General features: G+C 47.8%; 26 protein-coding genes. 14 read left to right on the plus strand and 12 right to left on the minus strand.

The genetic code is table 11. The features are described from left to right. Nucleotides 1–184 precede the first annotated feature (184 nt). Nucleotides 185–697, minus strand: coding sequence for a GNAT family N-acetyltransferase (locus tag SYN6312_RS04765; RefSeq protein WP_015123728.1), 513 nt, complete (start codon nucleotides 695–697; stop codon nucleotides 185–187). Continuing rightward, nucleotides 642–1,601, minus strand: coding sequence for a tRNA pseudouridine(55) synthase TruB (gene truB / locus SYN6312_RS04770; protein ID WP_015123729.1), 960 nt, complete (start codon nucleotides 1,599–1,601; stop codon nucleotides 642–644). Before truB ends, SYN6312_RS04765 begins: the two co-directional genes overlap by 56 nt. A 299-nt stretch (nucleotides 1,602–1,900) precedes the next feature. Between truB and SYN6312_RS04775 the strand changes: the two genes are divergently transcribed. Genes SYN6312_RS04775 through SYN6312_RS04785 form a run of 3 tightly spaced genes read left to right on the plus strand, consistent with a single transcriptional unit; the run spans nucleotide 1,901 to nucleotide 4,408 of the window. Further along, nucleotides 1,901–2,869 (plus strand): GTP-binding protein, encoded by a 969-nt coding sequence (locus tag SYN6312_RS04775; protein ID WP_015123730.1) that lies wholly within the window; start codon nucleotides 1,901–1,903, stop codon nucleotides 2,867–2,869. Further along, nucleotides 2,866–3,918 (plus strand): WD40 repeat domain-containing protein, encoded by a 1,053-nt coding sequence (locus tag SYN6312_RS04780; RefSeq protein ID WP_015123731.1) that lies wholly within the window; start codon nucleotides 2,866–2,868, stop codon nucleotides 3,916–3,918. The genes SYN6312_RS04775 and SYN6312_RS04780 overlap by 4 nt, the downstream gene beginning before the upstream one ends. 19 nt (nucleotides 3,919–3,937) lie before the next feature. After that, entirely contained in the window at nucleotides 3,938–4,408 is a 471-nt protein-coding gene (locus tag SYN6312_RS04785) for a cupin domain-containing protein (protein ID WP_015123732.1), read from the plus strand. A 66-nt stretch (nucleotides 4,409–4,474) separates the two neighbouring features. Here SYN6312_RS04785 and SYN6312_RS04790 read toward each other — a convergent pair whose 3' ends face one another. From SYN6312_RS04790 to SYN6312_RS04805, 4 genes are all read right to left on the minus strand, one after another. Further along, on the minus strand, nucleotides 4,475–6,001 hold the full coding sequence (locus tag SYN6312_RS04790; RefSeq protein ID WP_015123733.1) for an ammonium transporter: 1,527 nt from the start codon (nucleotides 5,999–6,001) through the stop codon (nucleotides 4,475–4,477). A gap of 138 nt (nucleotides 6,002–6,139) precedes the next feature. Further along, nucleotides 6,140–7,090 (minus strand): ABC transporter permease, encoded by a 951-nt coding sequence (locus tag SYN6312_RS04795; RefSeq protein WP_156804736.1) that lies wholly within the window; start codon nucleotides 7,088–7,090, stop codon nucleotides 6,140–6,142. Nucleotides 7,091–7,113: 23 nt separating this feature from the next. Further along, nucleotides 7,114–7,872: a cell division ATP-binding protein FtsE gene (gene ftsE / locus SYN6312_RS04800; RefSeq protein WP_015123735.1), complete on the minus strand. Its 759-nt coding sequence runs from the start codon at nucleotides 7,870–7,872 to the stop codon at nucleotides 7,114–7,116. Between the two features lie 42 nt (nucleotides 7,873–7,914). Continuing rightward, nucleotides 7,915–8,673, minus strand: a complete 759-nt coding sequence (locus tag SYN6312_RS04805; protein WP_041431143.1) for a WecB/TagA/CpsF family glycosyltransferase — start codon at nucleotides 8,671–8,673, stop codon at nucleotides 7,915–7,917. Between the two features lie 270 nt (nucleotides 8,674–8,943). On the opposite strand from SYN6312_RS04805, the gene SYN6312_RS04810 reads away from it, so the two are divergent. Continuing rightward, nucleotides 8,944–9,558 (plus strand): DedA family protein, encoded by a 615-nt coding sequence (locus tag SYN6312_RS04810; RefSeq protein WP_015123738.1) that lies wholly within the window; start codon nucleotides 8,944–8,946, stop codon nucleotides 9,556–9,558. A 76-nt stretch (nucleotides 9,559–9,634) separates the two neighbouring features. Here the strand turns inward: SYN6312_RS04810 and SYN6312_RS04815 are convergent, their stop codons facing one another. Further along, nucleotides 9,635–9,895 carry a hypothetical protein gene (locus SYN6312_RS04815; RefSeq protein ID WP_015123739.1) on the minus strand — a complete coding sequence of 87 codons (261 nt, stop codon included), beginning with the start codon at nucleotides 9,893–9,895 and terminating at the stop codon, nucleotides 9,635–9,637. After that, nucleotides 9,876–10,382, minus strand: a complete 507-nt coding sequence (locus tag SYN6312_RS04820) for a hypothetical protein (RefSeq protein WP_015123740.1) — start codon at nucleotides 10,380–10,382, stop codon at nucleotides 9,876–9,878. The genes SYN6312_RS04815 and SYN6312_RS04820 overlap by 20 nt, the downstream gene beginning before the upstream one ends. A gap of 197 nt (nucleotides 10,383–10,579) precedes the next feature. On the opposite strand from SYN6312_RS04820, the gene recG reads away from it, so the two are divergent. The 6 genes from recG (at nucleotide 10,580) to SYN6312_RS04850 (ending at nucleotide 15,246) form a co-directional block, all read left to right on the plus strand. Further along, on the plus strand, nucleotides 10,580–12,985 hold the full coding sequence (recG, locus tag SYN6312_RS04825; protein WP_015123741.1) for an ATP-dependent DNA helicase RecG: 2,406 nt from the start codon (nucleotides 10,580–10,582) through the stop codon (nucleotides 12,983–12,985). Nucleotides 12,986–13,049: 64 nt separating this feature from the next. Continuing rightward, nucleotides 13,050–13,286 (plus strand): hypothetical protein, encoded by a 237-nt coding sequence (locus SYN6312_RS04830; protein WP_015123742.1) that lies wholly within the window; start codon nucleotides 13,050–13,052, stop codon nucleotides 13,284–13,286. Then, nucleotides 13,286–14,017, plus strand: a complete 732-nt coding sequence (locus SYN6312_RS04835; RefSeq protein ID WP_015123743.1) for a hypothetical protein — start codon at nucleotides 13,286–13,288, stop codon at nucleotides 14,015–14,017. Before SYN6312_RS04830 ends, SYN6312_RS04835 begins: the two co-directional genes overlap by 1 nt. Nucleotides 14,018–14,077: 60 nt before the next feature. Continuing rightward, nucleotides 14,078–14,743 (plus strand): Uma2 family endonuclease, encoded by a 666-nt coding sequence (locus tag SYN6312_RS04840; RefSeq protein WP_015123744.1) that lies wholly within the window; start codon nucleotides 14,078–14,080, stop codon nucleotides 14,741–14,743. Nucleotides 14,744–14,750: 7 nt separating this feature from the next. Beyond that, a complete protein-coding gene (locus SYN6312_RS04845; RefSeq protein ID WP_015123745.1) occupies nucleotides 14,751–15,029 on the plus strand; it encodes a BrnT family toxin in 279 nt (92 codons plus the stop codon). Continuing rightward, the gene (locus SYN6312_RS04850) at nucleotides 15,013–15,246 is read left to right on the plus strand and encodes a hypothetical protein (RefSeq protein ID WP_015123746.1); all 234 of its coding nucleotides are present in this window, start codon (nucleotides 15,013–15,015) and stop codon (nucleotides 15,244–15,246) included. The genes SYN6312_RS04845 and SYN6312_RS04850 overlap by 17 nt, the downstream gene beginning before the upstream one ends. Before the next feature lie 45 nt (nucleotides 15,247–15,291). Here the strand turns inward: SYN6312_RS04850 and SYN6312_RS04855 are convergent, their stop codons facing one another. After that, nucleotides 15,292–15,669: a helix-turn-helix domain-containing protein gene (locus SYN6312_RS04855; protein ID WP_015123747.1), complete on the minus strand. Its 378-nt coding sequence runs from the start codon at nucleotides 15,667–15,669 to the stop codon at nucleotides 15,292–15,294. Between the two features lie 112 nt (nucleotides 15,670–15,781). On the opposite strand from SYN6312_RS04855, the gene SYN6312_RS04860 reads away from it, so the two are divergent. The 3 genes from SYN6312_RS04860 to SYN6312_RS04865 all read left to right on the plus strand — a co-directional run bounded on the left by SYN6312_RS04860 (nucleotide 15,782) and on the right by SYN6312_RS04865 (nucleotide 17,289). Further along, nucleotides 15,782–16,360: a carboxymuconolactone decarboxylase family protein gene (locus SYN6312_RS04860; RefSeq protein ID WP_015123748.1), complete on the plus strand. Its 579-nt coding sequence runs from the start codon at nucleotides 15,782–15,784 to the stop codon at nucleotides 16,358–16,360. A gap of 203 nt (nucleotides 16,361–16,563) precedes the next feature. Beyond that, nucleotides 16,564–16,722 carry a hypothetical protein gene (locus tag SYN6312_RS19680; RefSeq protein ID WP_156804737.1) on the plus strand — a complete coding sequence of 53 codons (159 nt, stop codon included), beginning with the start codon at nucleotides 16,564–16,566 and terminating at the stop codon, nucleotides 16,720–16,722. Between the two features lie 96 nt (nucleotides 16,723–16,818). Further along, nucleotides 16,819–17,289: a hypothetical protein gene (locus tag SYN6312_RS04865; RefSeq protein WP_015123749.1), complete on the plus strand. Its 471-nt coding sequence runs from the start codon at nucleotides 16,819–16,821 to the stop codon at nucleotides 17,287–17,289. A gap of 635 nt (nucleotides 17,290–17,924) precedes the next feature. Here SYN6312_RS04865 and SYN6312_RS04870 read toward each other — a convergent pair. Then, the gene (locus SYN6312_RS04870) at nucleotides 17,925–19,349 is read right to left on the minus strand and encodes an ion transporter (RefSeq protein ID WP_015123750.1); all 1,425 of its coding nucleotides are present in this window, start codon (nucleotides 19,347–19,349) and stop codon (nucleotides 17,925–17,927) included. 251 nt (nucleotides 19,350–19,600) lie between these two features. Between SYN6312_RS04870 and SYN6312_RS04875 the strand changes: the two genes are divergently transcribed. Beyond that, the gene (locus SYN6312_RS04875) at nucleotides 19,601–21,835 is read left to right on the plus strand and encodes an alpha-amylase/alpha-mannosidase (RefSeq protein WP_015123751.1); all 2,235 of its coding nucleotides are present in this window, start codon (nucleotides 19,601–19,603) and stop codon (nucleotides 21,833–21,835) included. Nucleotides 21,836–21,845: 10 nt separating this feature from the next. Here the strand turns inward: SYN6312_RS04875 and SYN6312_RS04880 are convergent, their stop codons facing one another. Both SYN6312_RS04880 and SYN6312_RS04885 read right to left on the minus strand, forming a co-directional pair. After that, nucleotides 21,846–22,742: a metallophosphoesterase gene (locus SYN6312_RS04880; protein ID WP_015123752.1), complete on the minus strand. Its 897-nt coding sequence runs from the start codon at nucleotides 22,740–22,742 to the stop codon at nucleotides 21,846–21,848. 201 nt (nucleotides 22,743–22,943) lie between these two features. After that, a complete protein-coding gene (locus tag SYN6312_RS04885) occupies nucleotides 22,944–23,204 on the minus strand; it encodes a DUF5340 domain-containing protein (protein WP_253276417.1) in 261 nt (86 codons plus the stop codon). Between the last annotated feature and the right edge of the window lie 78 nt (nucleotides 23,205–23,282).

Raw genomic sequence — 23,282 nt, forward strand, 5'->3', positions numbered from 1 at the left:
TTTTCAATTTCGCCAACCCGATCGTTAAGAGTCCTAATCTCAGTCTTAATCAGTCTTTGTGATGTCTAGTCATTTCTGCCAAAACTGGGGCACTATCCCTCCCGGAGGCTACACCAACAAGGCGGCTGCTCGTCATGGCTTCAAGTCTTTTGGTGTTTCATTCCGAAGTGAAATGACTCTCAGGTTAGGCCTGACAACAGTTCATCTCATAGATACACACCTTTCGATCTTGCCAGGTTGTGTCTGCTGCAACTAAGTTCATGCCAATTTTTTCGGCGACGCGCCTAGAGGCAAGATTTTGAGGATGAATGAGACAGATTAATCGTTTAAGTTTTAGTTGACTGAACCCATACTGACAACAGGCCTGGGCTGCTTCTGTGGCTAAACCCTGGCCCCAAAGTTGCCGCTGAACGTGAAACCCAAGTTCAACCATTTCAACTCCATTAACCTCCTGTAAAACTAAGCCACAATCCCCAATCACTTGACCACTCTTTTTCAGAACTAATGCCCACAGGCCAAAGCCATGATCGCGGTATCTTTGGCGATTACAGTTGATCCAGGTTTTAGTCATCTGATCATCAAAGGGCTGAGGATAAAACTTCATTGCGTCGGGATCAGAAAGAACCAGCAGTAAATCATGACTATCTGCTAAGGTCATCGGCCGGAGGATCATGCGAGTTGTTTCTAGTCGAAGCATTGTTGTCCATTGAATGATCAATGTGGCTAGGGAGGACAACTTTAGCACGGAAAATATCGTCTTCAAGCTGACCAATGCCGAGTAATGTTCCGGCTTGATCCAACACTTGATAGGGAGTGGTTAAATTTACGGTTTCAATCGCCATTTTCTGCCCACAACACCAGCGTTTAGCAATTTCTGAGTCCAATTTAATGGCTGGGAGATGTTGCAGAGCCAGGCCTGGGGAAATTAAAGTTGTAGATTCTGGGCTGAGATCACCAAGAGTCAGCGCATTAACCAACTCAAATCCACAACTTTTTGTCCGAACTAAGCTAACTAAAGTTCCCCCAACACCTAAAGCTGCACCCAAGTCTCTAGCGATGGCGCGAATATAGGTTCCGGGGCCACAGCGAATGGATAGTTCCAATGTTGGGGTCGGGCCGGGTTGCCAAGCTAAAACCTCAAGATTGAAAATATCAACCCAGCGTGTCGGGATATCAATCCTTTGACCGTTTCGGGCTAACTGGTAGAGTCGTTTCCCCTCAATTTGAACGGCACTATAGGCCGGTGGAAGTTGATCGTACCCCTTTTGAAAGATGTCTAACCTTTGCCTCACCTGTGCTTGAGTTATTTCACTAGCATTGGCCTGAGAAATAATTGTTCCTGTTATGTCGTCTGTATCGGTCACCAGGCCCAGTTGGATCACCCCTCGATAGGCTTTTTCTGTGGGCAAGTAGGGCAACAAACGGGTCGCAGAACCTAAGGCAATTGGTAACACCCCAGTTGCCATTGGATCTAACGTTCCGCCATGACCAACCCGCTTAAGTCTAAAAATCCGCCGCACCTTAGCCACACAATCATGGGAGGTAAATCCCTCTGGTTTATTCAGATTAAGAAACCCAGATAATTGCAGCCTATTATTCATAAATCCTGAAGCCAACTCAATCGTTTGCAAATCTGCATCTATTTATCCAGATGTGGATATTTAAGGTGTGTCCAGGCCAACTATTTGACAGTCCGCGATAACACTTGCGTTTTGATCCCAATCTAGTCAAGGACAATGTGGTCAAAACTAAAGGAGCTAAAACTTTGTGTCTGAACTCAGCTTATGCTAGAAGGGATACATTAGGATTGCCAGAATTCTAGGCTTGGCTGCGGATATGTGTAGATCTTCTCCGAACAAGCAACGCTCCACAGTCGGATACGTTTTGAAGAGGTTGATTTATGGTGATGTCCACTACATCTGTACCTGTAACGGTCTTGACTGGATATTTGGGGGCCGGAAAAACCACCTTACTGAACCGAATTTTGACTTACGAACATGGCAAGAAGGTGGCCGTGATTGTCAATGAATTTGGCGAAGTTGGGATTGATCATCAACTGGTTGTCAATGCTGATGAAGAAATTTTTGAGATGAACAATGGCTGTATTTGCTGCACAGTCCGGGGCGATCTGATTCGGATTATTGGCAATCTGATGCGGCGGCGGGATAAGTTTGACCACTTGGTGATTGAAACCACCGGCCTGGCGGATCCGGCTCCTGTGATTCAAACCTTTTTTATGGATGATGATGTCCGCTCCCAGGCCCAATTAGATGCGGTCGTGACGGTGGTTGATACCAAACATATTGAGCACCATTGGGATGCGGATGAAGCCCTGGAGCAGATTGGCTTTGCCGATATAATTTTGTTAAACAAAACCGATTTAGTCTCCCCAGAGCAGTTGCTAAGACTGGAAGAACGAATCCGCGGGATGAATGCCCTGGCTAAAATTTACCGGACTCAAAATGCCGAAATCTCTATGGATGCCATTCTGGGGGTGCAAGCCTTTGATTTAGACCGAGCCTTAGAAGTTGATCCCAATTTCCTCAATGAAGTGGCCCATGAACATGATGAAACCGTGGGGTCTGTGGCCATTAGAGAATCCGGGGAAGTGGACGGGGAGCGACTCGATGGTTGGCTGAGTCACCTGTTGCAAACCCAAGGGGCCAATATCTTTCGGATGAAGGGGATTCTCAATCTGGCTGGGGAAGATCACCGCTTTGTCTTTCAGGGAGTCCATATGTTGTTTGATGGCCGGGCTGACCGACTTTGGAAATCCCCAGCGGAACGAAAAAACGAACTGGTCTTTATTGGCCGAAACTTAGATGCTGCAATGCTGACTCAAGGATTCCAGGCCTGCCTTCTTCCATGACTAACTCTGTGCCCAAGTTTCAACCCGTCTTTACGGGGGAATTGAGTGATTATGTCACGGGCCTGGCCTGGTCATCTAGGGGGCTATTGGCAGCCTGCTCGGCGGCGGGAGAAGTTGGAATTGCTGATGGTGAAGTCCTTAAGCTAATTAAACAAGCCGATGGCTACTCCCTTAGTCAGGTATTATTTTCGACCGATGGGCAGTTCTTGGCAGCGGCGGGGCAAACAGGGGATGTCTTCATCTGGCAGCTTGATTCTCAGGCCACGGCAACCTTAATCACCACTCTCCATAATCCGGGAGTTTGGATTGATCATCTGGCCTGGCATCCCACGCGCGCAGAATTGGCCATTGGTCTGAAGCATTATGTCCAAGTTTGGGATGTTGTTGCGCAAGCGGTGATCACCACCTTAGATTTTGCTGCGTCTTCGATTTTGGGACTGGACTGGCATCCTGCGGGAGATTATTTGGCGGTGGGTGGGTACCAAGGGATTCGGGTTTGGACCGCAGCGGATTGGGATGAAGAACCTCAACATTTAGAGTTAATGTCCGCTTGTGTTGGCCTGGCCTGGGCGGGTAATGGGGAGTTTATGGCGGCGGCAAATATTGATCGCACCCTTTCCGTTTGGCAGTGGGGAGATATCAGTCCCTGGGAAATGCGGGGGTTTCCGGGCAAGGTTAAACAACTGGTTTGGTCGGATTTGGCCTCTAGCTCTGGTGCGCCCTTGTTAGCCTCAAGCTGTGCCGAGGGCATTGTTGTTTGGGAGCGAGATCAAGACATTGGTTGGGCTTCCAGAATTTTAGATCTGCATCAGCAGGCCGTGATCACCGTTGTCTTTCAACCCAACAGCTTACTGTTAGCCTCGGCCGGTTCAGAGGGTTGGCTCTGTTTATGGGATCAGGCCCAGGAGCCAATTCAAATTCTTGAAGGAGTAAAAGTCGGTTTTAGTACCCTGGCCTGGAGCAGAGATGGCAGTTTAGTGGCGGCTGGGGGGCAGGTCGGGGAAGTTCTAGTTTGGCAAAACGTTGAAAATATTTCGATAAATAATTAAATATCACCAGTAACCGCCCATGAATCAATCACCAATTTCCGCAACATCTATCCCCGCCATCCAGGGGCAGACCATCTACCCAGAACCTTATGCCTCTCTAGTTCAAGGGCGGTTGAAACGAAAATTAGGGGACTTTTTTGGACTGAAAAATTTTGGGGTAAATTTAACCGATTTGGCCCCCGGTACCCAGTCCGCCCTGCTCCACCATCACTCCCAGCAGGATGAATTCATTTTTATTTTGGAAGGAACACCAACCCTAATTCTGGGTGATCGGGAACTTATCTTGGGGCCTGGGGATTGTTATGGGTTTCCAGCCGGCACTGGGATTGCTCATCAATTAGTCAACCCATCAGCAGAACCTGTCAGATACTTAGAGATTGGTGACCGCAGCCCCAACGATCAGGTTAACTATCCTAATGATGATCTCCAGGCCACCTTAATCGATGGGCAATGGATAATTACTCACAAAGATGGCCAACTCTATCAATGAAGCTACCGATCAAGTCCATCCCCTAACCTAGCTCAGGAATCCCCATTGGCCAGCTTCGTTCATCAATTAACGTCCAGCAGACATTTTTTTCAGCAGATCTACAAAGCCTTTGACTTCATCCCGGAACATAAACCCAGCATAGGCTTCCATCCCGTGTTCTCCCAAGTCCAGGCCCTCGATCTCTTCATCTGGAGAAACTCGAATCCCAATCGTTTTATCAATCAGGAACCAGGCCACTGTCGCAAAAACAACGGTAAACAGGCCAACAGTCGCCACCCCAATAAACTGATGCCAAAGTTGATCTGCACCGCCACCCAGCAATAGGCCCCTAGCTGGCCCCAGTCCCTCGGCATAGAGCTTCCCAGGCCCCGCCGCAAACAGTCCTACGCTTAAGGTTCCCCATGTCCCATTCACCAAATGCACCGAAACAGCCCCAACCGGATCGTCAATCCGCAGTTTGTCCACATAAACTACCGAAAAGACGATAATGATTCCAGCAACAATTCCAATCAAAATTGCACTCTCAATACTGACAAAGGCACAGGGAGCCGTAATGGCCACCAGGCCGGCCAAAATCCCATTGATAATCATCGAAAGGTCAGGCTTGCCAAAATAGAGCGTGGAAATCACCGTTGCAGTCGCTCCCCCAAAGGCCGCCGCCATATTCGTCGTTACGGTAATGTGGGCAATGGCACTGGCATCTGCTGTCATCGTAGAACCGGGGTTAAAGCCAAACCAACCCAACCAAAGAATCAAACAGCCCAAAGTCGCAATGGCAAAATTATGGCCGGGAATCGCTACAGCCCCGCCATCTTCCGTGTAACGCCCAATCCTTGGCCCCAGCAATGCCGCGCCCATCAAGGCTGCCCAGCCCCCGACTGCGTGAACCACTGTGGAGCCAGCAAAGTCCCAAAAGCCCAATTTGGCCAGCCAACCCCCGCCCCAAATCCAATGTCCGGTAATGGGATAGGAAATTCCCACTAACAGCAAGCTAAAGGCAAAGAAGGCGTAGAACTTAATCCGTTCGGCCACCGCTCCCGAAACAATGGTTGCTGCCGTACCCGCAAACACCAGTTGAAAGAAAAACTTGGCTAACAGGGGAGTTGCCGTCCAACTCAAGGCACTATAGACACCTTCATAGGCATCTCCAGTCGCCGGACTATTGTCGGCCCCCATGAGAAAGAAGCCAGAATTACCCATAAACTCGTTACCGTCTCCGAACATGATGGCAAAACCAATGGCCCAAAAGGAGATCGAAGACAAGGCAAAGACAATTAAGTTTTTCGCCAATAGGTTAACGGCATTTTTCGGGCGACAGAATCCCGTCTCCAACATACAAAAGCCAGCATTCATGAAGAAGACAAGACAAGCCGTAAACAGAACCCAAATCGTATTCGCGGCTACCTGCAACGATTGGAGGCTCGTCGCTACCTCATTTAAGTCCTTGGGAACCTCAACTCCTTGGGCTAAACCAGCCGTAGCTGACAACAGAAGAATCACAGCCCCCAGGCCGGCAAAGGTGCGCAATTTCGGGGGACGAGAAAGCCAGAGATTAATCTGAGAACGGCGAAGCAAAGGACGGCGGCGGGACACGGGAATTTCCTCGGTTTTAGGGAATGTTAGGGAATAAGAAAAATCAAAACAGACATTTGCATCATCGGCAACTCGGGGCTGAATTTGGTGTATCAACCGTTACAGATTTTCGACCATTTTCCTAGCTTGATTTTCAGATTAGGATAATGTCCTCCGAACCCCGCGCAGGAAAATAAAGCTACTGCCAATCAGACCCACAACGGCCCCCAACAGCAACAGGATTAGTAACAACCCAGCCCCACCAAGAACGGAGCTAGCTAATAGCTGACCTAAAAGTTTGAGGAGATCCCCCTGTTGCCCTAACCACTGGAGAAGAGCTTGTTCTGTCAAACTAATGCCCCCCCAGGCCAAAAGTCCGCCGAGCATTCCCAGGCCAGCCCCTTGCACCAAAAAGGGTAAATAAATCCAGCGGGGAGTGGCTCCAACCAGTTCCATAATTTCAATTTCTGGTTGTCGGACAACGGCTAATAACTGCATGACCGTTGCAATCACCGCCACGGCCGTAACGGCTAGAGCAATGACTAAAATTCCCCCCAACCGTTGGGCACTTTGACTGAGGGTTTGTAAGCTGACCAAGGCTTTGTCAAGATATTGAACGGAGCTAATTCCGGGGATGGTTTGCACCGCTTTGGCTAATTCCGGGACATCCTCGCCGCGGGTAGCAATAATCTTAAACTCATCCACGAGGGGATTTTGCATCAGGCCTTGGTTTTCAGCAGCGGTGGTGATGTCACTGGCCCCTAAGTCTTTTAAGAGTTCCTGCCAGGCCTGGTCTTTGCTAACTAAAATGACTTGGGCCGTATTAGGGAGTTGCTGTAATTGAGTTTGAATTGATTCCGGGGCCTGGTCGGGTTCCAGATAGGCAGTAATCTCGAGACGGCTCCCCAACTGTTGAAAGGCCGTATCAATCTGGCTGGCAATATTAAAGCCAAAACCAAACAGAAATAACAGCACCGCCACCGTCAAGACCGCCGCCCCGTTTAGCCAGCCCCCCCGCCATAGGCCCAACTGGGTTTCTCGTGCTAAATATCTAGCTCTGGTGAGGGTTTCTGATTGCTGGATCGGTGGTAATTGCTTTAGTCCCATCATGTCCTCTTTGAACGAGCAAAGCTCTACGGTTGAATTAGGATGTCTCGATTGTTGACTGGACTTAACCGACCCGATTTAATTTGCCAGACCGGGGCCTGGGCCATTTCCACCAGGTGGGGATCATGGGTCGTCATCAGCACTGTTAAGCCCTTTTTGTTCAGTTGTTGGAGGATTTTCAAGACTTGCAGGGCATTATGGCGATCTAAATTGCCTGTGGGTTCATCGGCTAATAAAATACGTGGCTGTCCAACAATGGCCCGCGCAATACTGACTCGTTGCTGTTCCCCCCCCGACAAGGTATCGGGAAAACAATTCCCCCGATCTGCTAGGCCGACCAAGGACAATGCTGCCGGAACTCGCCGCTGAATTTCACTCCAGGCCAGGCCACGGGCCGCCAACACAAACGCGACATTTTCAGCAATCGTTCGCCGTTCCAAAAGTTTATAGTCTTGGAAAATGACCCCCACCTGTCGCCGTAAATACGCCAGCGCCCGCCCCTGTAAGCGATTCACAGATTGACCCTGGACTAAAACTTGCCCCCGATCCGGCTGCTCGGCCCCATAAAACAGTTTCAAAAGGGTTGATTTCCCCGCCCCCGATGGCCCCGTTAAGAGGGCAAACGTCCCGGTCGCCAGTTGAAAGTCCACATTCTCTAAGCAAAATCGCCCGGAACGATAACTTTTGGTGACTTGCTGTAATTGAAGAATAGTTGATGAATGGCTCCCTAATGCTTCTGGGGCATGGAGAGGCTGGGTGGAAGAAGGGGGTGAGATGGAGGGCATAGTCAAAAGAGACTCAAAGGGTGAGAGGGAAATTAGCTGAATTTAGATGCGGGAATGCCATAACCGATGCCAAAGTCCCCGCAGGGCAAACTGAGGTAAGACTAACATCCGCCGCCAGCGCCAGGGTTCTTGATAGAGCCGATACAGCCATTCCAAGTGATGATCCAGGAAAAATTGGGGGGCACGAACTTTTTTGCCGGCCCAGATATCAAAACTACCGCCGACCCCGACCCAGGTGGCCTGGGGAGCTAAATAACGATTTTCGGCAATCCAATATTCTTGGCGGGGGACTCCGAGGGCGACAAAGATAATATCCGGTTGGCTGGCCTGTAAATGGGCTTTAAGTTCGGCCTCACTTTCTGGGGCTTGATAGCCCGTATAAATGCCAACCACATTCAGATTGGGGTAGCGTTTTTGCCAATTCTCTGCGGCCTGGGCCGCCACGCCGGGAGCACTACCATAGAAGAAGACTTTCAGGGGGGGATTTTGGGTTGCAGCAAACTTTAACAAACTCTCTGAGAGTTCAATCCCTGGTTGGCGATTGGCCTTGATGCCATAGAGACGCAGATAAAGGACAACCCCAGACCCATCCGGAACGATAAAACTAGCTTGCTTGATCACCTGAGCTAACTGCGGGACTTTTTCGGCCTGCATAATCATCTCGGCATTGAGCGTGACGACATGGAAGCCATCTCCCTGATGGGCCGCCAACCAGGCCGGGTAATTGTCCAACAGATCTAAGGGATAGCCTAAAACAGAAACACGCCGAGGTTGAGATGAGCGAGTCGAAGGGGTGTCCACAGCGGTCAAGGTTAAAATCTCCTATAGAGCTTTGCTCGTTCGTAGAAGCGACCGAATTGTTGCATTCTGTTAAATCTTAGGGCTGGATGGAGAGCTACCGCAACATTACCTACCCGGATTCTGACTCAGCTATGCAACCCCAGGCCTGGGCTAGACTATCCAATACCCAAGGAAAAATGTATCACTCAATACTGGCTAGTAGCAGTTCTGCTTTCTATATCTTCGAGCCAATTATTTCAATCAATCCTATGAGCAGTTGTGAGGTCAATCGTGGCAGAGTGGATCGTTAGTTTAATCGGACAGTTGGGCTACGTTGGCATTGCACTCTTGATGTGTTTAGAAAACCTGTTTCCCCCAATCCCTTCTGAGTTGATTATGCCTTTAGCAGGGTTTGCAGTTTCTCAAGGGAAAATGAATCTTGGCCTGGTGATTTTTGCCGGTGTGGCTGGCACGATTTTAGGTGCGCTTCCCTGGTATTACTTGGGCTACAGGATGAAAGCAGATCGGCTGCGGCGGTTGTTGGATCGCTATGGCAAATGGTTGGGGATTTCCGGCAAAGATATTGTTAAATCGCAACAGTGGTTTCAACGCCATGGCAACAAGGCCGTTCTTTGGGGGCGGTTAATTCCAGGGGTGAGAACGTTAATTTCACTCCCAGCCGGAATTGCTGCCATGAATTTGGGGCAATTTGTTGTGTTTTCCTTGATCGGGATCGTGGCCTGGGTAACCGTCTTGACCTACTTAGGCTTTAGTTTAGGTAAAGAATATCATCTAGTCAGTGATTACATGGATACGATTACAACGGTCGTTGGCATTGCCCTTCTGATCGGGATCATGTTTTTCTTGGGAAAACGATTTTTGCGGCGGCATCAAAGTCATTCCTAAAGATTACTGGCTGTTTGGATGGCCTGGTTGAGAGTTGTTTGCGGGGCCTGGGCTTCAACAGTGATGGGGATGGTGGTTATGCTGCGGTATTTAGCTCGCCCCAGAAGCCTTGTTCCCTAATTTGAGCATAGTCATCGATCATTTCCTTCAGCCCCAAAAGCCTTTCTAACTCGCGTCCCTGCTTAATCGTAATATCACCTCGGCCAACGGCATAGGAAATTTCACCCAGGATCATAAACCGAGACATGGCCGGAATATTATTGGACACAGCAATCTCAATCCGCTCCAAAAAGCTGTCATAAATTTCTTCATTTAGGTCACCCAAAGAGCTTGCCATTATCTATGTCCTCCCGACTCAATACCTGTAAAGTGCCACTTCTAACTACGGCGACCAAGGTGATTTTTTGATCGTCATCCCAGAAAAGGGCATTTTTAATCCCAGCATTAATAAGCCTTGTATCAGCCTCCCTGTTGATATGATAGGCAATCCTTGGAGCTTGGTACTTGGCTATTTTTATGCCTTTCTGAATAGCATTTTTAACATTTCTTGCTTTACTGGTTAACTCCTTGAACTCCCACGGCTCCCCATTAACCAGGGCATCAAATTGTCTTTGCCCCTCTTCCCCCTGCTCATTGACCAACTCCACCTGATAACCTCGACGCGCAAATGCTTTAGCAACAGAGACTTCCGATTCAAAACCTTCGTTGCGATTATGCCCCTGATGAATTAGCACATACCCACCTGTCCGCTCATCAAAGTAGTACTTTTCGTACTCCAGGCCAGCGGCTTCGTATTGTTGTCGTTTTTGGTTAATGGAGTCCATCGAGATTGCTCTTGTACAGGTTCTCAAGGGTTTTGTAACTCCCATATCAAACTTGGTGTGATCTTGAGTGTCAAACTCCCTGCTGCCAAAGAACGCGATATTTTTGGGTGCAATCGATCCCAGGCCTGGGGGCAAGAGCAGGAAGTTTGTAGGATAGCCATAGTGCCGATAGTTTTCTGTCCCGTTTAGATCTGCCCATGTCTGCGTCTGTTGATTGGCAACGACTCCAAAAGGCCTTGGCCATCGAGGCAGATCGGGGCTTTGGAGATCTGGTGGGGCGGGAATATCGGTTTAGTGAATACCTCCATCTCCAACTTTCAACTCCAGAACGCCCAGAATTACCAAAACCTTTATCAGAACGCTGGCAGCGAGCCGCGGAGAATTTTGCCACCTATCCTGAGTTATCGATTCCCCAACGCCAGCATTTAGTCGCTGAAACCCGCCGCTTAATTTACCAGGCCCAGCAAGTTCTCAATCCACCCCCCGTTAAACTTCAACAAACCAAGGTTTTAAATCAAGGACTCAATACCCTTTCGGGCCTGAACAAATGGGGAATTGAGCGGCTGCAAAAGTTGGGTTTACTCACCATTCGAGATTTATTGTTTTACTATCCCCGTGACCACATTGACTATGCCCGCCAAGTCCCGATCCGGGAGTTAGTTCCCGGAGAAACCGTCACCTTGGTCGGAACCGTGCGCCGTTGTCAGGTGTTTACCAGTCCCAAGAATCAAAAACTCACGATCTTGGACATCATCATTCAGGATCGCACTGGCCAACTCAAACTCAGTCGCTTTTATATGGGGACGCGGTTTACGAATCGGGGTTGGCAAGAGCAACAAAAACGTCTCTATGCACCACAGACGATTATTGCCGCCTCGGGCCTGGTGAAAGCCGGGAAATATGGCCTGACGCTGGAGGATCCGGATATTGAAGTCCTCGACCAGGCCGGGGGGAATATTGAATCTCTCACCATTGGGCGGATTGTGCCGGTGTATCCCCTCACCGAAGGCGTATCCCCAGATCTCATTCGTAAATCAGTGCAGTTAGCCTTACCTTACGCAGAACAACTGTCGGATCCACTGCCTTTAGAACTCCGCCAGGCCCAGGATTTGATTGATTTACCCACTGCTCTCAATCAGATTCATTTTCCCGATGATCACGAAATGCTTGGCCTGGCTCGGCGGCGATTGGTGTTTGATGAGTTTTTCTATTTGCAATTGGGACTTTTACGGCGGCGACAGCAACAACAGGCTGAGCAAAAAAGTTCTCCACTCACACCCACGGGGACTTTACTGGAAGAGTTTTACCAGATTTTGCCGTTCCAGTTAACCAAAGCACAGCAGCGAGTCGTTCAAGAAATTTTGCAGGATTTAGAGCAGCCGATCCCAATGAATCGCTTAGTCCAGGGGGATGTGGGGTCTGGGAAAACGGTGGTGGCAGTGATTGCAATGTTGGCGGCGATCCAGTCCGGGTATCAAACGGCCCTGATGGCTCCCACGGAAGTTTTGGCCGAACAGCATTATCGGAAACTCGTGGCCTGGTTGACTCAGCTTCATTTACCTGTCGAGTTACTCACTGGCTCCACAAAAGCTGCCAAACGTCGTCAAATTCATAGCCACTTACAAACCGGGGAATTAGCGGTCTTAGTCGGCACCCATGCCCTAATTCAAGATGCCGTGGAGTTTAATCGCTTGGGCCTGGTGGTGATTGATGAACAACATCGGTTTGGGGTGGAACAGCGGGCAAAATTGCAACAAAAAGGGGTCTTTCCCCATGTCCTGACGATGACAGCGACACCTATTCCCCGGACTTTGGCGTTGACCTTGCACGGTGATCTAGATGTTAGCCAAATTGATGAACTCCCTCCCGGCCGGCAACCGATTCAAACGACAATTTTAGGGCGAGGCGAACGGCAACAGGCCTATGATTTGATTCGGCGGGAAGTGGCTCAAGGGCGGCAGGTTTATGTGGTCTTACCCCTCGTTGAAGAATCGGAAAAACTGGATTTAAAATCAGCGATTGAAGAACAGCAACATCTGCAAACGGTCTTTCCTAATTTCACAGTCGGATTACTGCATGGGAAAATGTCATCAGCGGAAAAAGAAGCAGCAATTAATGAATTTCGAGAGGGCAATACCCAACTGTTAGTTTCAACCACTGTTGTTGAAGTTGGTGTCGATGTACCCAATGCTACTGTGATGCTAATTGAACACGCGGAACGGTTTGGCCTGTCGCAACTACATCAACTCCGGGGGCGCGTTGGGCGGGGGAGCCATCAATCCTATTGTTTACTGCTCAATAGCTCTAAATCTGATACAGCGCGGCAACGGTTGAATGTTTTATCTCAATCTCAAGATGGTTTCTTTATTGCCGAAATGGATTTCAGGTTAAGGGGGCCGGGTGAAGTCTTGGGAACGCGTCAGTCAGGGTTACCGGATTTTGCCTTAGCCAGTTTGGTAGAAGATCAAGATTGTTTGGAACTCGCCCGAACTGCGGCAGAAACGACAATGGCTAAAGATAAAACCCTCCAGGCCTGGCCGCTGTTGTTGGCAGAACTCGATACCCGACACCGGCAATTATTAGGCGGCACAATTTTAACTTGATCAGAGTAATGGCTCAAGCCAACAGTGTGTACTGAAAATAGTTTGGGCTGAGAAAAGTCAGGTTATGGCAACGTTTAAGTTTCGCACTACTACAAGCTTTGAAGCCATTGTCAGCCATCTCAATAAATTCTGTGGAATTAGTCGGGATCTAACCAGCAAACGCTTACACACCATCAAAACAATTCATGGGCTAGGGGGTGCAGACAATGTCACTTTCGACTTTTCTGGGGGAGTGTACAATAGCACCACAGGTGAATTGCTAGGTAGCCTGACTGCTGGGGGCGCGAAGGAGAAAGCCTAATGAAAAAAGCGGATGCTTGGGTTATCCTCCGATTCGACGGGGATGCTGTAAGACTAAAAGATTATGTGGCAGTGAAGGGAATTTATGATAGCGAGGATGCAGCACAGTCAGCAATCCCAAACTTATCTGAAGGGTCTGACTATATTGTGATTAGGTCTCGACGTTTTTTGGAAGATAATAAATCAATGTTCCTTACAAAGGAATACTCAGAGATAGTTCAAGGATTAAAAATTCAGTCATCTTATAGATGCAACGATAAATCTTTACATGATCAATTACAGACTGTTCGAGATTTATGGAATCAGCTTCCTCCATCAAATCGAAGGCGAGCCATTCTTCCACTCCTGTCTCAGTTAACCGAATTAGCTGTAGCTAAAGTTACAGGTGCTTCAATAGTTGATGATCCTCGATTAGGCGCAGACTTGAAATTAACAAGCGGTGAACTAGTCGAGGTGAAAACAATACTCCTTGACCCTGAGCGCAGGAAATCGCCTAATCTTCAGTTTCGAGGAGAGATAGAATTTGATCTTCTGGCAGTAGTAATTTTTGATCCAAACTTAAAAATTGAGATAGCACGGATTATTCCAGTTGATGCCCTCAAACTTCATGCACGCCGATTGATACACTTAGGTGGTGGCTCAATCACTAACCTTAGAGTCACACAATCTTTCTTAGATTATCCAGGTTTTAAAGATATTAATCTTGCTAATTACTCATTCAATGTAGGGTAATCAAGCATTTATTGATTTTGCTAGGCCCAGAAATTTTTATTTTGGCAGGAGGTCTAAGAAATGACAGCAACAGAAGTATTATCTCCAACCGCAAAACCGCTTCAACCGATGAGTGATACTTGGCTTCCCGTGGCCTGGGATGAGTTTGAAGCTCTGGTTAGCGATTCAAGCTATGACAAAACAAAATGCTACTACTACAACGGCCACATGAGGTTAGAAATGCCGCCCGTTAGTCATGATCATGCTGAAAATGACAATACAATGGCTTGGTCAATCAATTTATTTGGCCTGGCTCGGACGATTCCACTAAAGGTATTGTCGAACTGTAGCTATCGTAAGGTTGGGTCGAGGGAGTGTCAGCCAGATATTTCCTGTTATGTGGGGGATCAGGTCGCTGCTGTTCCGTTTGGGAGTGGAATTATTGATCTAAATATTTATCCGGCTCCCGATTTGGTCATTGAAGTGGCCAAGACTTCGTTGTTTGATGACCTGAGTGTGAAGCGTTTTCTTTATGAGTCATTAGGAGTTAAGGAATATTGGGTGGTGGATGTCGAAAAAATTGAAATTACGGCTTATGTCATTGCGGATGAAGGTAGTAACCGAATTCAAGTATCACAAGTATTACCAGGCCTGGCCTTTACGGTTTTAGAAGAAGCTCTGCGCCGTAGTCGAGAAACAGATCAATCCCAAGTTGGGGCCTGGTTATTGAGTCAATTTCAAGCATAAAGTCATAATGATAGAATTTGAATGGAGCCCAGAAAAAGCACAATCCAATCTTCAAAAGCATGGTGTTTCTTTTCAGGAGGCTGCAACTGTATTTAACGACCCTCTATCTGTAACCTTCCCTGATCCTGATCATTCCATTGGAGAAAGCCGCTACGTTATCATTGGTCTATCGAGGTTTGGGCAAGTTTTGATCGTTTCACATACTGACCGAGCTAATAAAGTCCGAATTATTAGTGCCCGAATAGCAAGCCGACAGGAAAAGAGGTTTTATGAAGAAGGAAGTTAAGAGTGAAATGGAAGATGAATTACGTCCTGAGTACAATTTTGCCCAAATGCAGGGGGGTATTCGAGGTAAGTATGTTGAGCGATACCGCAAAGGGACAAACTTAGTGCTGCTGGATGCCGATGTTGCTCAAGCCTTCCCCAATGATGCCGCCGTGAATGAAGCATTACGCCTTTTGATGCAGATTACCCAACGCCAGCAGCCTAACACCACAGTGTAGTGAACGGATAAACTTATGGATCAATCCCAAGTCGGGGCCTGGTTATTACAGCGGTTTAGAGTGATTAGTAGAGTGATCCCTGGCCATTTTTGCTTTATCCTGTAAGACTTCAATCCGATCCAGAATCTCAACAAAATCCTGGCCAAAAGGAGTTAAATAATATTCAACCCGAGGCGGAAGTTCTGGATAGGTTAGTTTCTCGACAATGCCAAATTGAACCAATCGAGTCAAACATTCATTCAGTACTTTTGGTGTTAATCCCTTTTGGGTTTTTACCAATGCACTCGGACGGTTAATTCCCAGACTAATTTGCGTCAACAGATGTATTGTCCACTTGCATCCAAGGCAATCCTCAAACATTGCAATTAAGTCGCTCGTGAAGTTGGAAGAATTTTCCGAACCGGTTTTTACTGATAGTTCCATATTTGTAACTAAAAAGTATCTACACTACTAAAAAGTACCTGCTTGAAGTGCAACTAGTATTCGGTTATCTTGACTAACGAAATACAACACACAGAAATATTAAAAGATAACAATGTTCCAAGTTCACACCGAAGCGACTGCACCAGAGATTTCCAAGCCACTTCTGGAACAAGCCAAGAAAAATCTTGGTATGATTCCCAACCTAGAAAGGGTTATGGCTGAGTCACCTGCCTTGCTTGAAGGCTATGTTCACCTTTGGGAGCTATTTGACACTACGTCATTATCACCGATCGAACGCCAGGTTGTTTATCAAACTGCAAACTTTGAGAACCAATGTGAGTACTGCGTTCCCTGGCACACGAAACTGGCACAAATTGCAGGTATGGCTCCAAACGAGATCCAGGCATTAAGACAGGGAGAAAAATTGGAAGACCCAAGGCTTGAAGTATTGCGGCAGTTTACTAAGTCCTTAATCTTAAATCGAGGAAAGATAGTTGAAGCCGAGCTAAAGGCCTTTTTTGCAGCAGGTTATTCTAATCAACACGCACTTGAGGTTATTTTAGGAATTGCAGTCAAGACCATGAGCAACTATACAAATTCCATTGCCGGTACGCCTCTAGATAAAGCAGTTGAGAAGCTAAGGTGGAAAAAGCCAATTATCTCAATCCAGACAAATACGGATACAGTTTAGGCGATCAAAAAAACCGTGTTACAGAAGATGGAATTAAAATTTTGATGATGATGTAAATATTACTTACTCCGACTTAACCCCACTGATAAAAGCAAAGATATAGCTCAATGCTGAATCAATCAAGTACAGAGGCGAACTATGTCACCAGGCCTGGCCTTTACGATGTTAGAAGAAGCTCTGCGCCGTAGTCGAGAAACAGATCAATGCCAAGTCGGGGCCTGGTAATTACAGCGGTTTCAGATGTCAACCCAATCATAATCGGTCATCCGCCCCAATCCACTCATCCCATGGCCTGGCCGCTGTTGTTGGCAGAACTTGATACCCGACACCGACAACTTTTGGGCGGCACAATTTTGACTTAATTGTAGCAAAGGCTTAAGTTTGGAAGCGATAGGGAGGTTAGGATTGAAACAGGGGCAATCATTATAGTAAGTAGAAGATTTGCAGGCGAACTAATTATGGTGATGACACAAAATTTTCGTTGGGACTTATCAGTTAATAATCGTAACGGTCAACGGGTTCTTGTTGTTGAAGTCAAACGCAAAATTAATGTATCCCCAGAGTGGGCAGCAAAGCTACGTCGAAATATTTTGTCACATGGAACTTTTCCAAATGCTCAGTATTTTTTGATGGTTTTTCCAGATAAATTCTACCTATGGTCTAATGCTGAGGCTGATTTAGAGCCGAGAGAGCCTACCTACACGATTGATGCATCCCCAATTTTTCAACCCTACTTTGACCGGGCAGGAGTAACGGCTGATCAAATTAGTGAAGCTAGTTTAGAGCTTATCATTGCATCTTGGCTTGGAGAGATCATCTATTCCGATCAGCTACCTGAGAAAATTGATACTACTCAACACTGGTTAATTGAGTCAGGGCTTTATGCTGTATCAGTGGGAGGGAGGCTTGAACGTGAGGCGGTGGCGTGAATATTTATGTTGAGACAAAGAAGCAACTCAATTATTGGGAGCTTTTCATCGAGATCCTGCTGATCCAATCATTGTTACAACAGCCAGGGTTCACAACTGCCCAATTGTAACAGTGGACAGGAAAATTCGAGAGTATCCACATATTGAGATAAGGCTATAACGCTGCTTAATCAAGCCTAGTCCGACCGAGACGCAATCCACCCTGCCATCATCACCATTAAAGAAAAGCTACCGTTTTTATTAGATTTAACCCCAGAGGAACGCATCTCCTTACCGAAAATGGGAGATAAAAGTCGGGCGTTTGTCAGTAAAGCCTTAGAAGTAGCATTGCAAAATTCAGATTTCTTACCCTGCTCCTTTGACTTAGGGAAGATGTGACGGGATGTGGAATTATTTCAAGCCTTATATCCTATTTTTATAGCGTTGACCTAATTACAAGAGTTGGTGGACGATACAGTGTTGGCGATGGGGAGTGTGGAAATGCCTACTTCCCCTAGCAACTTACGGCCAAGCCCTTAGGCTAGCAACAGTTCATTGCCATAAAATAGTTTTCAATTTGCAAAAATAAAATAATCACTTTTTAGCAAATTTAATCTTTCACTATAAAACCCACTTTCAAGGAAGACTAAGATGACCTAAACCGACAAACGCGGGGCTTGGCGGGCAATCACAATTAGATAGTCGCTGGCCTGGAGAAGATGCTCTGGCGGTGGATTTATCAGGGTTTGCTTCCCTTTGATACCATTGAGGGTCTCAACGGCAATCAAGAGGGCATCATAGCGAAATTTCAGATATTCATGGGCTTGCCAAAAAGTCGCTTGCATTAAGTCTTTGGGTACATTCAGACGATAAATTTGATTCCCAACTTGTACCGTTAATAGCTCAGAAATCACATTCATGCCCCCCAAGTTGCGAACTGCGCTACTAATTAAATGCCCAGTCATTTCATCGGCAACGACAATATCTTCGACACCCGCAATTTGTAGTTGAACATTATTGTTGCGGTCAAGCAGTTGGGCACAGGTGTAGATGCCGGGTTTGAGTTTTTCAATCGTTAAGGCAGCCAGAACGGTGCGGGCATCTCGATCTTGATCACTGCGGGGTAAAGAAGAATCGGCCAGGAGAATGGCCCGAGAGGCGTGATATATCTCTACTTTTTCCAGAACATCAATTCTGGTATAATCGCCACTATAGAAAAAAATATGGTTTTGATTGATATGTCGCAACTCCAGTTCTGGAAGTTCAGAGAGTTCGGCAACAATGACAATCGGACAAAGATACATATCAGGATCGGCCTGGAGTTCTTGGAGCACCAAAGGTAAACTGCGATTCCAGCCACAGATAATAATATGCTCCCTGAGTTCGTCTAAATCCATGCTTTTCAGTCCCACTCCTGATTGAAAACGTCTGACAATGACCGCAGAAACAATCCCCGTAAAAACTGCAAAGAGAGTTAAGCCCCCTAAAATTACAATAACTGTCACAAACCGCCCAGCCCTAGTTCGTGCATCCCCCCCAATTGGTTCCGCTGAAATTAGTGAAAAAAAGCTCCACCACAACGAGTCCTCGATGGAGGCAAAATCTTGATTCTTGTGGCCTTCTAGCATAAAGATTGCCAGGCCCCCCGCCACAATAATCAGAGCCGTTAACAGGAGGGCCGTAATCTGCAAACGGTAAGTTGCTGCAGCCCAAGGGGAAAATTGATTCAGATTGCGGTTAATCAGGGTAGCGGCCCGCGGCAAGCGTAAAAGGGGTAGCAGTTGCCAGAGGCCCAGGCCTGGGGGAATTGGTAAAATTGCGATCAAGTCTAACCAGTAATGGCGGAAAAAGCGTTGTTTCTTGCGGGCGATGAAGTAGCGCGTCACCAGTTCAGCAATAAATGTCAGGCGAATAACTAGCTCAAGAATCACAAGCGGGGCCATCGGCTGACCTTGTCTGCTGCTGACGACTTGATAAACGACCAAGATAGCTGTGATTAAAATTAAAGCCACCAAAGCCAATTCAGTCCGGGGGGCGTGGATGAGTCGGTCTAAGCGAGCCAAGAGTGATTTTGATACCATTGACACCTGAACATTTCCCCTAAGCAATCACTTTCTTCAGGCTAATATGGTTCGGAATTGTTCTGTTTTCTAAGTTCGGGATTCAGAATCAGCTTTCTGTGGGGCAGAGAAATATCCGAAGAACCCAGGCCTGGAGAGAATTATCAAAAACTATTTATTGAAAAATATTTCGGGATGTGAAGCCCTGCCCCAATTCATTGCCAGGCTCCAGTGCCCCTTGAGATACTAAGAAGTCGTGCCAGGACTATCCTGTGAGTCACCCGCTCTACGTTGCCTTTATTTGGCATCAACACCAACCCCTCTACAAAAGCCGGATTAGTGGGCGTTACCTCTTGCCTTGGGTCAGACTCCATGGAACTAAAGATTACCTGGATCTGATTCTGATTCTCTCCCGTTATCCGAAGTTGCATCAAACGGTTAATTTGGTGCCGTCTCTGATTCTGCAAATTCAGGATTATGTGGCTGGAACGGCTTTAGACCCCTACTTGACTGCTGCCCTTACCCCAGAGGAAAATCTGAGCGAACAGCAGCGCTGGTTTATCATTGAGCATTTTTTTGATGCCCACCAGCGGACAATGATTACCCCCCATCCCCGCTATGATGAACTCTATCAACAACGACAAACCCATGGCCCGGCCTGGTGTTGGGAGCATTGGACTCCTCAGGATTACAGTGACTTATTAGCTTGGCATAACCTGGCCTGGATTGATCCGCTCTTTTGGGATGAACCAGAAATTGTCCAGTGGTTTGATCAAGGCCGGAACTTTAGTTTGAGTGATCGTCAACGGATGATTGCAAAACAACGGCAAATCTTGAGCGAGATCATCCCGCAACATAAAAAGATGCAATTGGCGGGGCAGATTGAAATTACGACAACTCCCTACACCCATCCAATTTTGCCCCTTTTAGCGGATACCCATGCCGGTCGCGTTGCAGTGCCCCAAATGGCCTTACCCCAGGCCCGGTTTCAATATCCCGAAGATGTCCGGCGGCATTTAAGTCGGGCCGTCCATTTCTATGAACAAACCTTTGACTGTAAACCTCGTGGCCTCTGGCCCTCTGAGCAATCCGTCAGTCCGGCGATTTTACCCACGGTGGCTGAACATGGCTTTAATTGGCTGTGCTCCGATGAAGCGGTCTTGGGTTGGACAAAACATCACTTTTTCCATCGGGATGAAGCCGGAAATGTGATTGCCCCGGAGGTTCTCTATCAGCCCTATCGCCTCGAAACCGAGTCCGGTGACTTAGCCATTGTCTTTCGAGATCATCGCCTCTCGGATTTGATTGGCTTCACCTATAGTTCGATGGAGCCGGATGTGGCTGCCCAGGATTTAATTAAGCATCTAGATGCAATTGCAGCTCGCCTTCAGAATCATCAAGACGCGCCAAACACCGCCCTAGCGCAACCCTGGCTGGTGACCATTGCCTTAGACGGGGAAAACTGTTGGGAGTTTTATCGGGAAGATGGCTTACCCTTTTTAGAGGCCCTTTATTCCCGGCTCAATGCCCGCCAAGACATTAAATTAGTCACCGTCAGTGAATACCTGAACCAATTTCCCCCCCGTGAAACCATTCCTGTCCAGGCCCTCCACAGTGGTTCTTGGATTGATGGCAACTTTACCACCTGGATTGGGGAGCCAATTAAAAACAAGGCCTGGAATCTCCTCAAAGCCGCCCGTGACACCTTGGCCCAGCACCCAGAAGCCACTGAAAAAACTAACCCTGGGGCCTGGGAAGCCCTCTATGCCGCCGAAGGTTCCGACTGGTTTTGGTGGTTTGGGGAAGGCCATTCCTCGAATCAGGATGCCATGTTTGACCAACTGTTTCGGGAGCATTTAGCCGCCCTTTACCAGGCCCTCGGTAAACCCATTCCTGATATTCTCCGACATCCCCTTGAGCAACATACCCCCACGGCCGATTATCCGCCCCAAGGTTTTATCCATCCCGTGATTGATGGGTATGGCAATGAGCAGGACTGGAACCATGCCGGCCGAATTAGTGTGGGGGGCGCGCGGGGAACCATGCACCGAAGCAGTCCCGTGCAGCGACTTTGGTATGGGGTGGATCACCTGAATTTTTATCTTCGCTTTGATCTCCAGGCCGGGCAAGCCTTGGGAACAGGGGACTGTCAAGAACTCCATTTCCTCTGGTTTTACCCCCATCAAACCATGCACAATAGCCCCATTCCCTTGGCAGATTTACCGAACCAGGCCCCCCTCAATTATCTTTTCCACCATCATGTCTGCTTGAATTTAGGGATTGGAAAAATTATTTTTCAAGAAGCCATGCCCAACTCCCAATGGCAGCCCCAGGCCCATAGCATTACCTATGCCCTAGAAAGCTGCTTAGAGGTAGCTGTCCCCTGGCAAAATCTCCCCAATATCCATCCCGATTGGCAGTTACAGTTGGTGGTTCTCCTTGCAAATCAGGGAAGTTATCTCGAATATTTTCCAGAGCATCACCTAATTCCCTTGACCGTACCTTAAACTCAGCGATTCACACACAGGTGGGAACGGATTGCAGACGTTCAGGGACAGAGGCTAAAACTGGCTCAGTTTGAGGGGCAGCAACTAAGGTAATCAGAGTCACTTCCGGGGGACAGTTCCATCGCCCTGGCCAATAGGAACCCAGGCCCCGATTCACATAGAGCCAATTTGTCCCGACCTGATGTAAGCCCTCAGCCCATTGCCAATACTGCACCGTCCGCTCACTCCCCTTGGTCATGGCACTAAAGGTGGGTCGCCAAAGTTTTGGGAGTTTTTTTCTTAAGGGTTTTAACCAGGCCACCAGCGGCCCCAGATTGGGAATCACCACTTGCCCCCCGTGAGTATGCCCAGAGAGTTGTAAATCCACCCGCCAGTTTTGTAAGACCTTGGCACTATCAGGATTATGGGAAAGGACAAGCCGTGGCAAGTCTGGCGGTAACCCATCTAAGAGCAAACCTGGATTAAATTGAAAACTCCAAAAATCCCGTAACCCCACCACTGCCAGGCCAGGCCCCAAGGGATAGGCAATTTTATCCCATAGGACTTGGATGCCCACATTTTCGAGGGCCTGGGTGACAATTGCTTGGGATTCAGGGTAATACACATCATGGTTGCCCAAACAGGCGTAAACCCCCAAGCGGGCCTGTAACTGGTGCAAATGGTGGCTAAGTTCATGGATCGGCTCTGGATTGTCCGTCACATAGTCCCCAGTTAGGCAAATTAAATCTGGCTCGGCCTGGTTGATCACGGCAAGGGTGGCTTGGAGAAACTGACTCGATAGGCTTTCCCCATCAAAATGTAAGTCCGAGAGTTGGGCAATGGTCACTCCTGCCCAGGCCTGGGGCAAATTTTTAACTGGGACTGTCAGACGTTCAACACTCAATCCAGCTTGCCTAATCCCAATCATCCTTACTCCTCCACACCCAAAAAACCTGAGGTTTCAAAACGCTGCCCATTCCCAACAAGAACTGAGAATCAAAACCAAGCAGCCTGCAAATTGACTTGCTCCCAATATCCCCCCAATCTAGGCCATTCCAGGTTAGGAGCAGCTTAAGGAATACGGGCCAATGTGTTAAGGGTGAACAGCGACACAAGATGATCTGAGGATTTATGAGGCTCGCCCCGTGGGTTGGGTTAATGACCAGCGATACTCCACGCCCCAGCCGATTTGTTCACATTCATGCTCAAGATTTTTCTGGACAGCGAAAGCCTTCCGTAACTGAATGATAATCTGCTGAACTTGGGTATAGCTGGGGCTGCCGGGGGGCAAACTGGGGAGAGACTGTTGTTCTAAAAGCTTGAGTAATAATTCATAGTGGATGTGGGAAGGCAAGGGAATTGTCGGCGTAGTTGAAGATGGTGGATGCACAGTCTTGAGAACTCCCAACAGCATTAGCCTCATTATAGGAACTGGCCCATTTGATGCTCAATTAAAACTTTCCCAACC

Origin of the sequence: Synechococcus sp. PCC 6312 (assembly GCF_000316685.1) — a bacterium.
Taxonomy (GTDB): domain Bacteria; phylum Cyanobacteriota; class Cyanobacteriia; order Thermosynechococcales; family Thermosynechococcaceae; genus Pseudocalidococcus.

Bases quoted from the DNA above. Each gene is read 5' to 3' on its own strand.
- SYN6312_RS04845 (WP_015123745.1), top strand. From the start codon at position 14,751: ATGATAGAATTTGAATGGAGCCCAGAAAAAGCACAATCCAATCTTCAA.
- SYN6312_RS04780 (WP_015123731.1), top strand. From the start codon at position 2,866: ATGACTAACTCTGTGCCCAAGTTTCAACCCGTCTTTACGGGGGAATTG.
- SYN6312_RS04865 (WP_015123749.1), top strand. From the start codon at position 16,819: ATGGTGATGACACAAAATTTTCGTTGGGACTTATCAGTTAATAATCGT.
- SYN6312_RS04855 (WP_015123747.1), bottom strand. From the start codon at position 15,669: ATGGAACTATCAGTAAAAACCGGTTCGGAAAATTCTTCCAACTTCACG.
- SYN6312_RS04830 (WP_015123742.1), top strand. From the start codon at position 13,050: ATGGCAACGTTTAAGTTTCGCACTACTACAAGCTTTGAAGCCATTGTC.
- truB (WP_015123729.1), bottom strand. From the start codon at position 1,601: ATGAATAATAGGCTGCAATTATCTGGGTTTCTTAATCTGAATAAACCA.
- SYN6312_RS04765 (WP_015123728.1), bottom strand. From the start codon at position 697: ATGCTTCGACTAGAAACAACTCGCATGATCCTCCGGCCGATGACCTTA.
- SYN6312_RS04870 (WP_015123750.1), bottom strand. From the start codon at position 19,349: ATGGTATCAAAATCACTCTTGGCTCGCTTAGACCGACTCATCCACGCC.
- recG (WP_015123741.1), top strand. From the start codon at position 10,580: ATGTCTGCGTCTGTTGATTGGCAACGACTCCAAAAGGCCTTGGCCATC.
- SYN6312_RS04840 (WP_015123744.1), top strand. From the start codon at position 14,078: ATGACAGCAACAGAAGTATTATCTCCAACCGCAAAACCGCTTCAACCG.
- SYN6312_RS04775 (WP_015123730.1), top strand. From the start codon at position 1,901: ATGGTGATGTCCACTACATCTGTACCTGTAACGGTCTTGACTGGATAT.
- SYN6312_RS04785 (WP_015123732.1), top strand. From the start codon at position 3,938: ATGAATCAATCACCAATTTCCGCAACATCTATCCCCGCCATCCAGGGG.
- SYN6312_RS19680 (WP_156804737.1), top strand. From the start codon at position 16,564: ATGCCAAGTCGGGGCCTGGTAATTACAGCGGTTTCAGATGTCAACCCA.
- SYN6312_RS04815 (WP_015123739.1), bottom strand. From the start codon at position 9,895: ATGGCAAGCTCTTTGGGTGACCTAAATGAAGAAATTTATGACAGCTTT.
- ftsE (WP_015123735.1), bottom strand. From the start codon at position 7,872: ATGCCCTCCATCTCACCCCCTTCTTCCACCCAGCCTCTCCATGCCCCA.
- SYN6312_RS04860 (WP_015123748.1), top strand. From the start codon at position 15,782: ATGTTCCAAGTTCACACCGAAGCGACTGCACCAGAGATTTCCAAGCCA.
- SYN6312_RS04835 (WP_015123743.1), top strand. From the start codon at position 13,286: ATGAAAAAAGCGGATGCTTGGGTTATCCTCCGATTCGACGGGGATGCT.
- SYN6312_RS04880 (WP_015123752.1), bottom strand. From the start codon at position 22,742: ATGATTGGGATTAGGCAAGCTGGATTGAGTGTTGAACGTCTGACAGTC.
- SYN6312_RS04795 (WP_156804736.1), bottom strand. From the start codon at position 7,090: ATGATGGGACTAAAGCAATTACCACCGATCCAGCAATCAGAAACCCTC.
- SYN6312_RS04820 (WP_015123740.1), bottom strand. From the start codon at position 10,382: ATGGACTCCATTAACCAAAAACGACAACAATACGAAGCCGCTGGCCTG.
- SYN6312_RS04850 (WP_015123746.1), top strand. From the start codon at position 15,013: ATGAAGAAGGAAGTTAAGAGTGAAATGGAAGATGAATTACGTCCTGAG.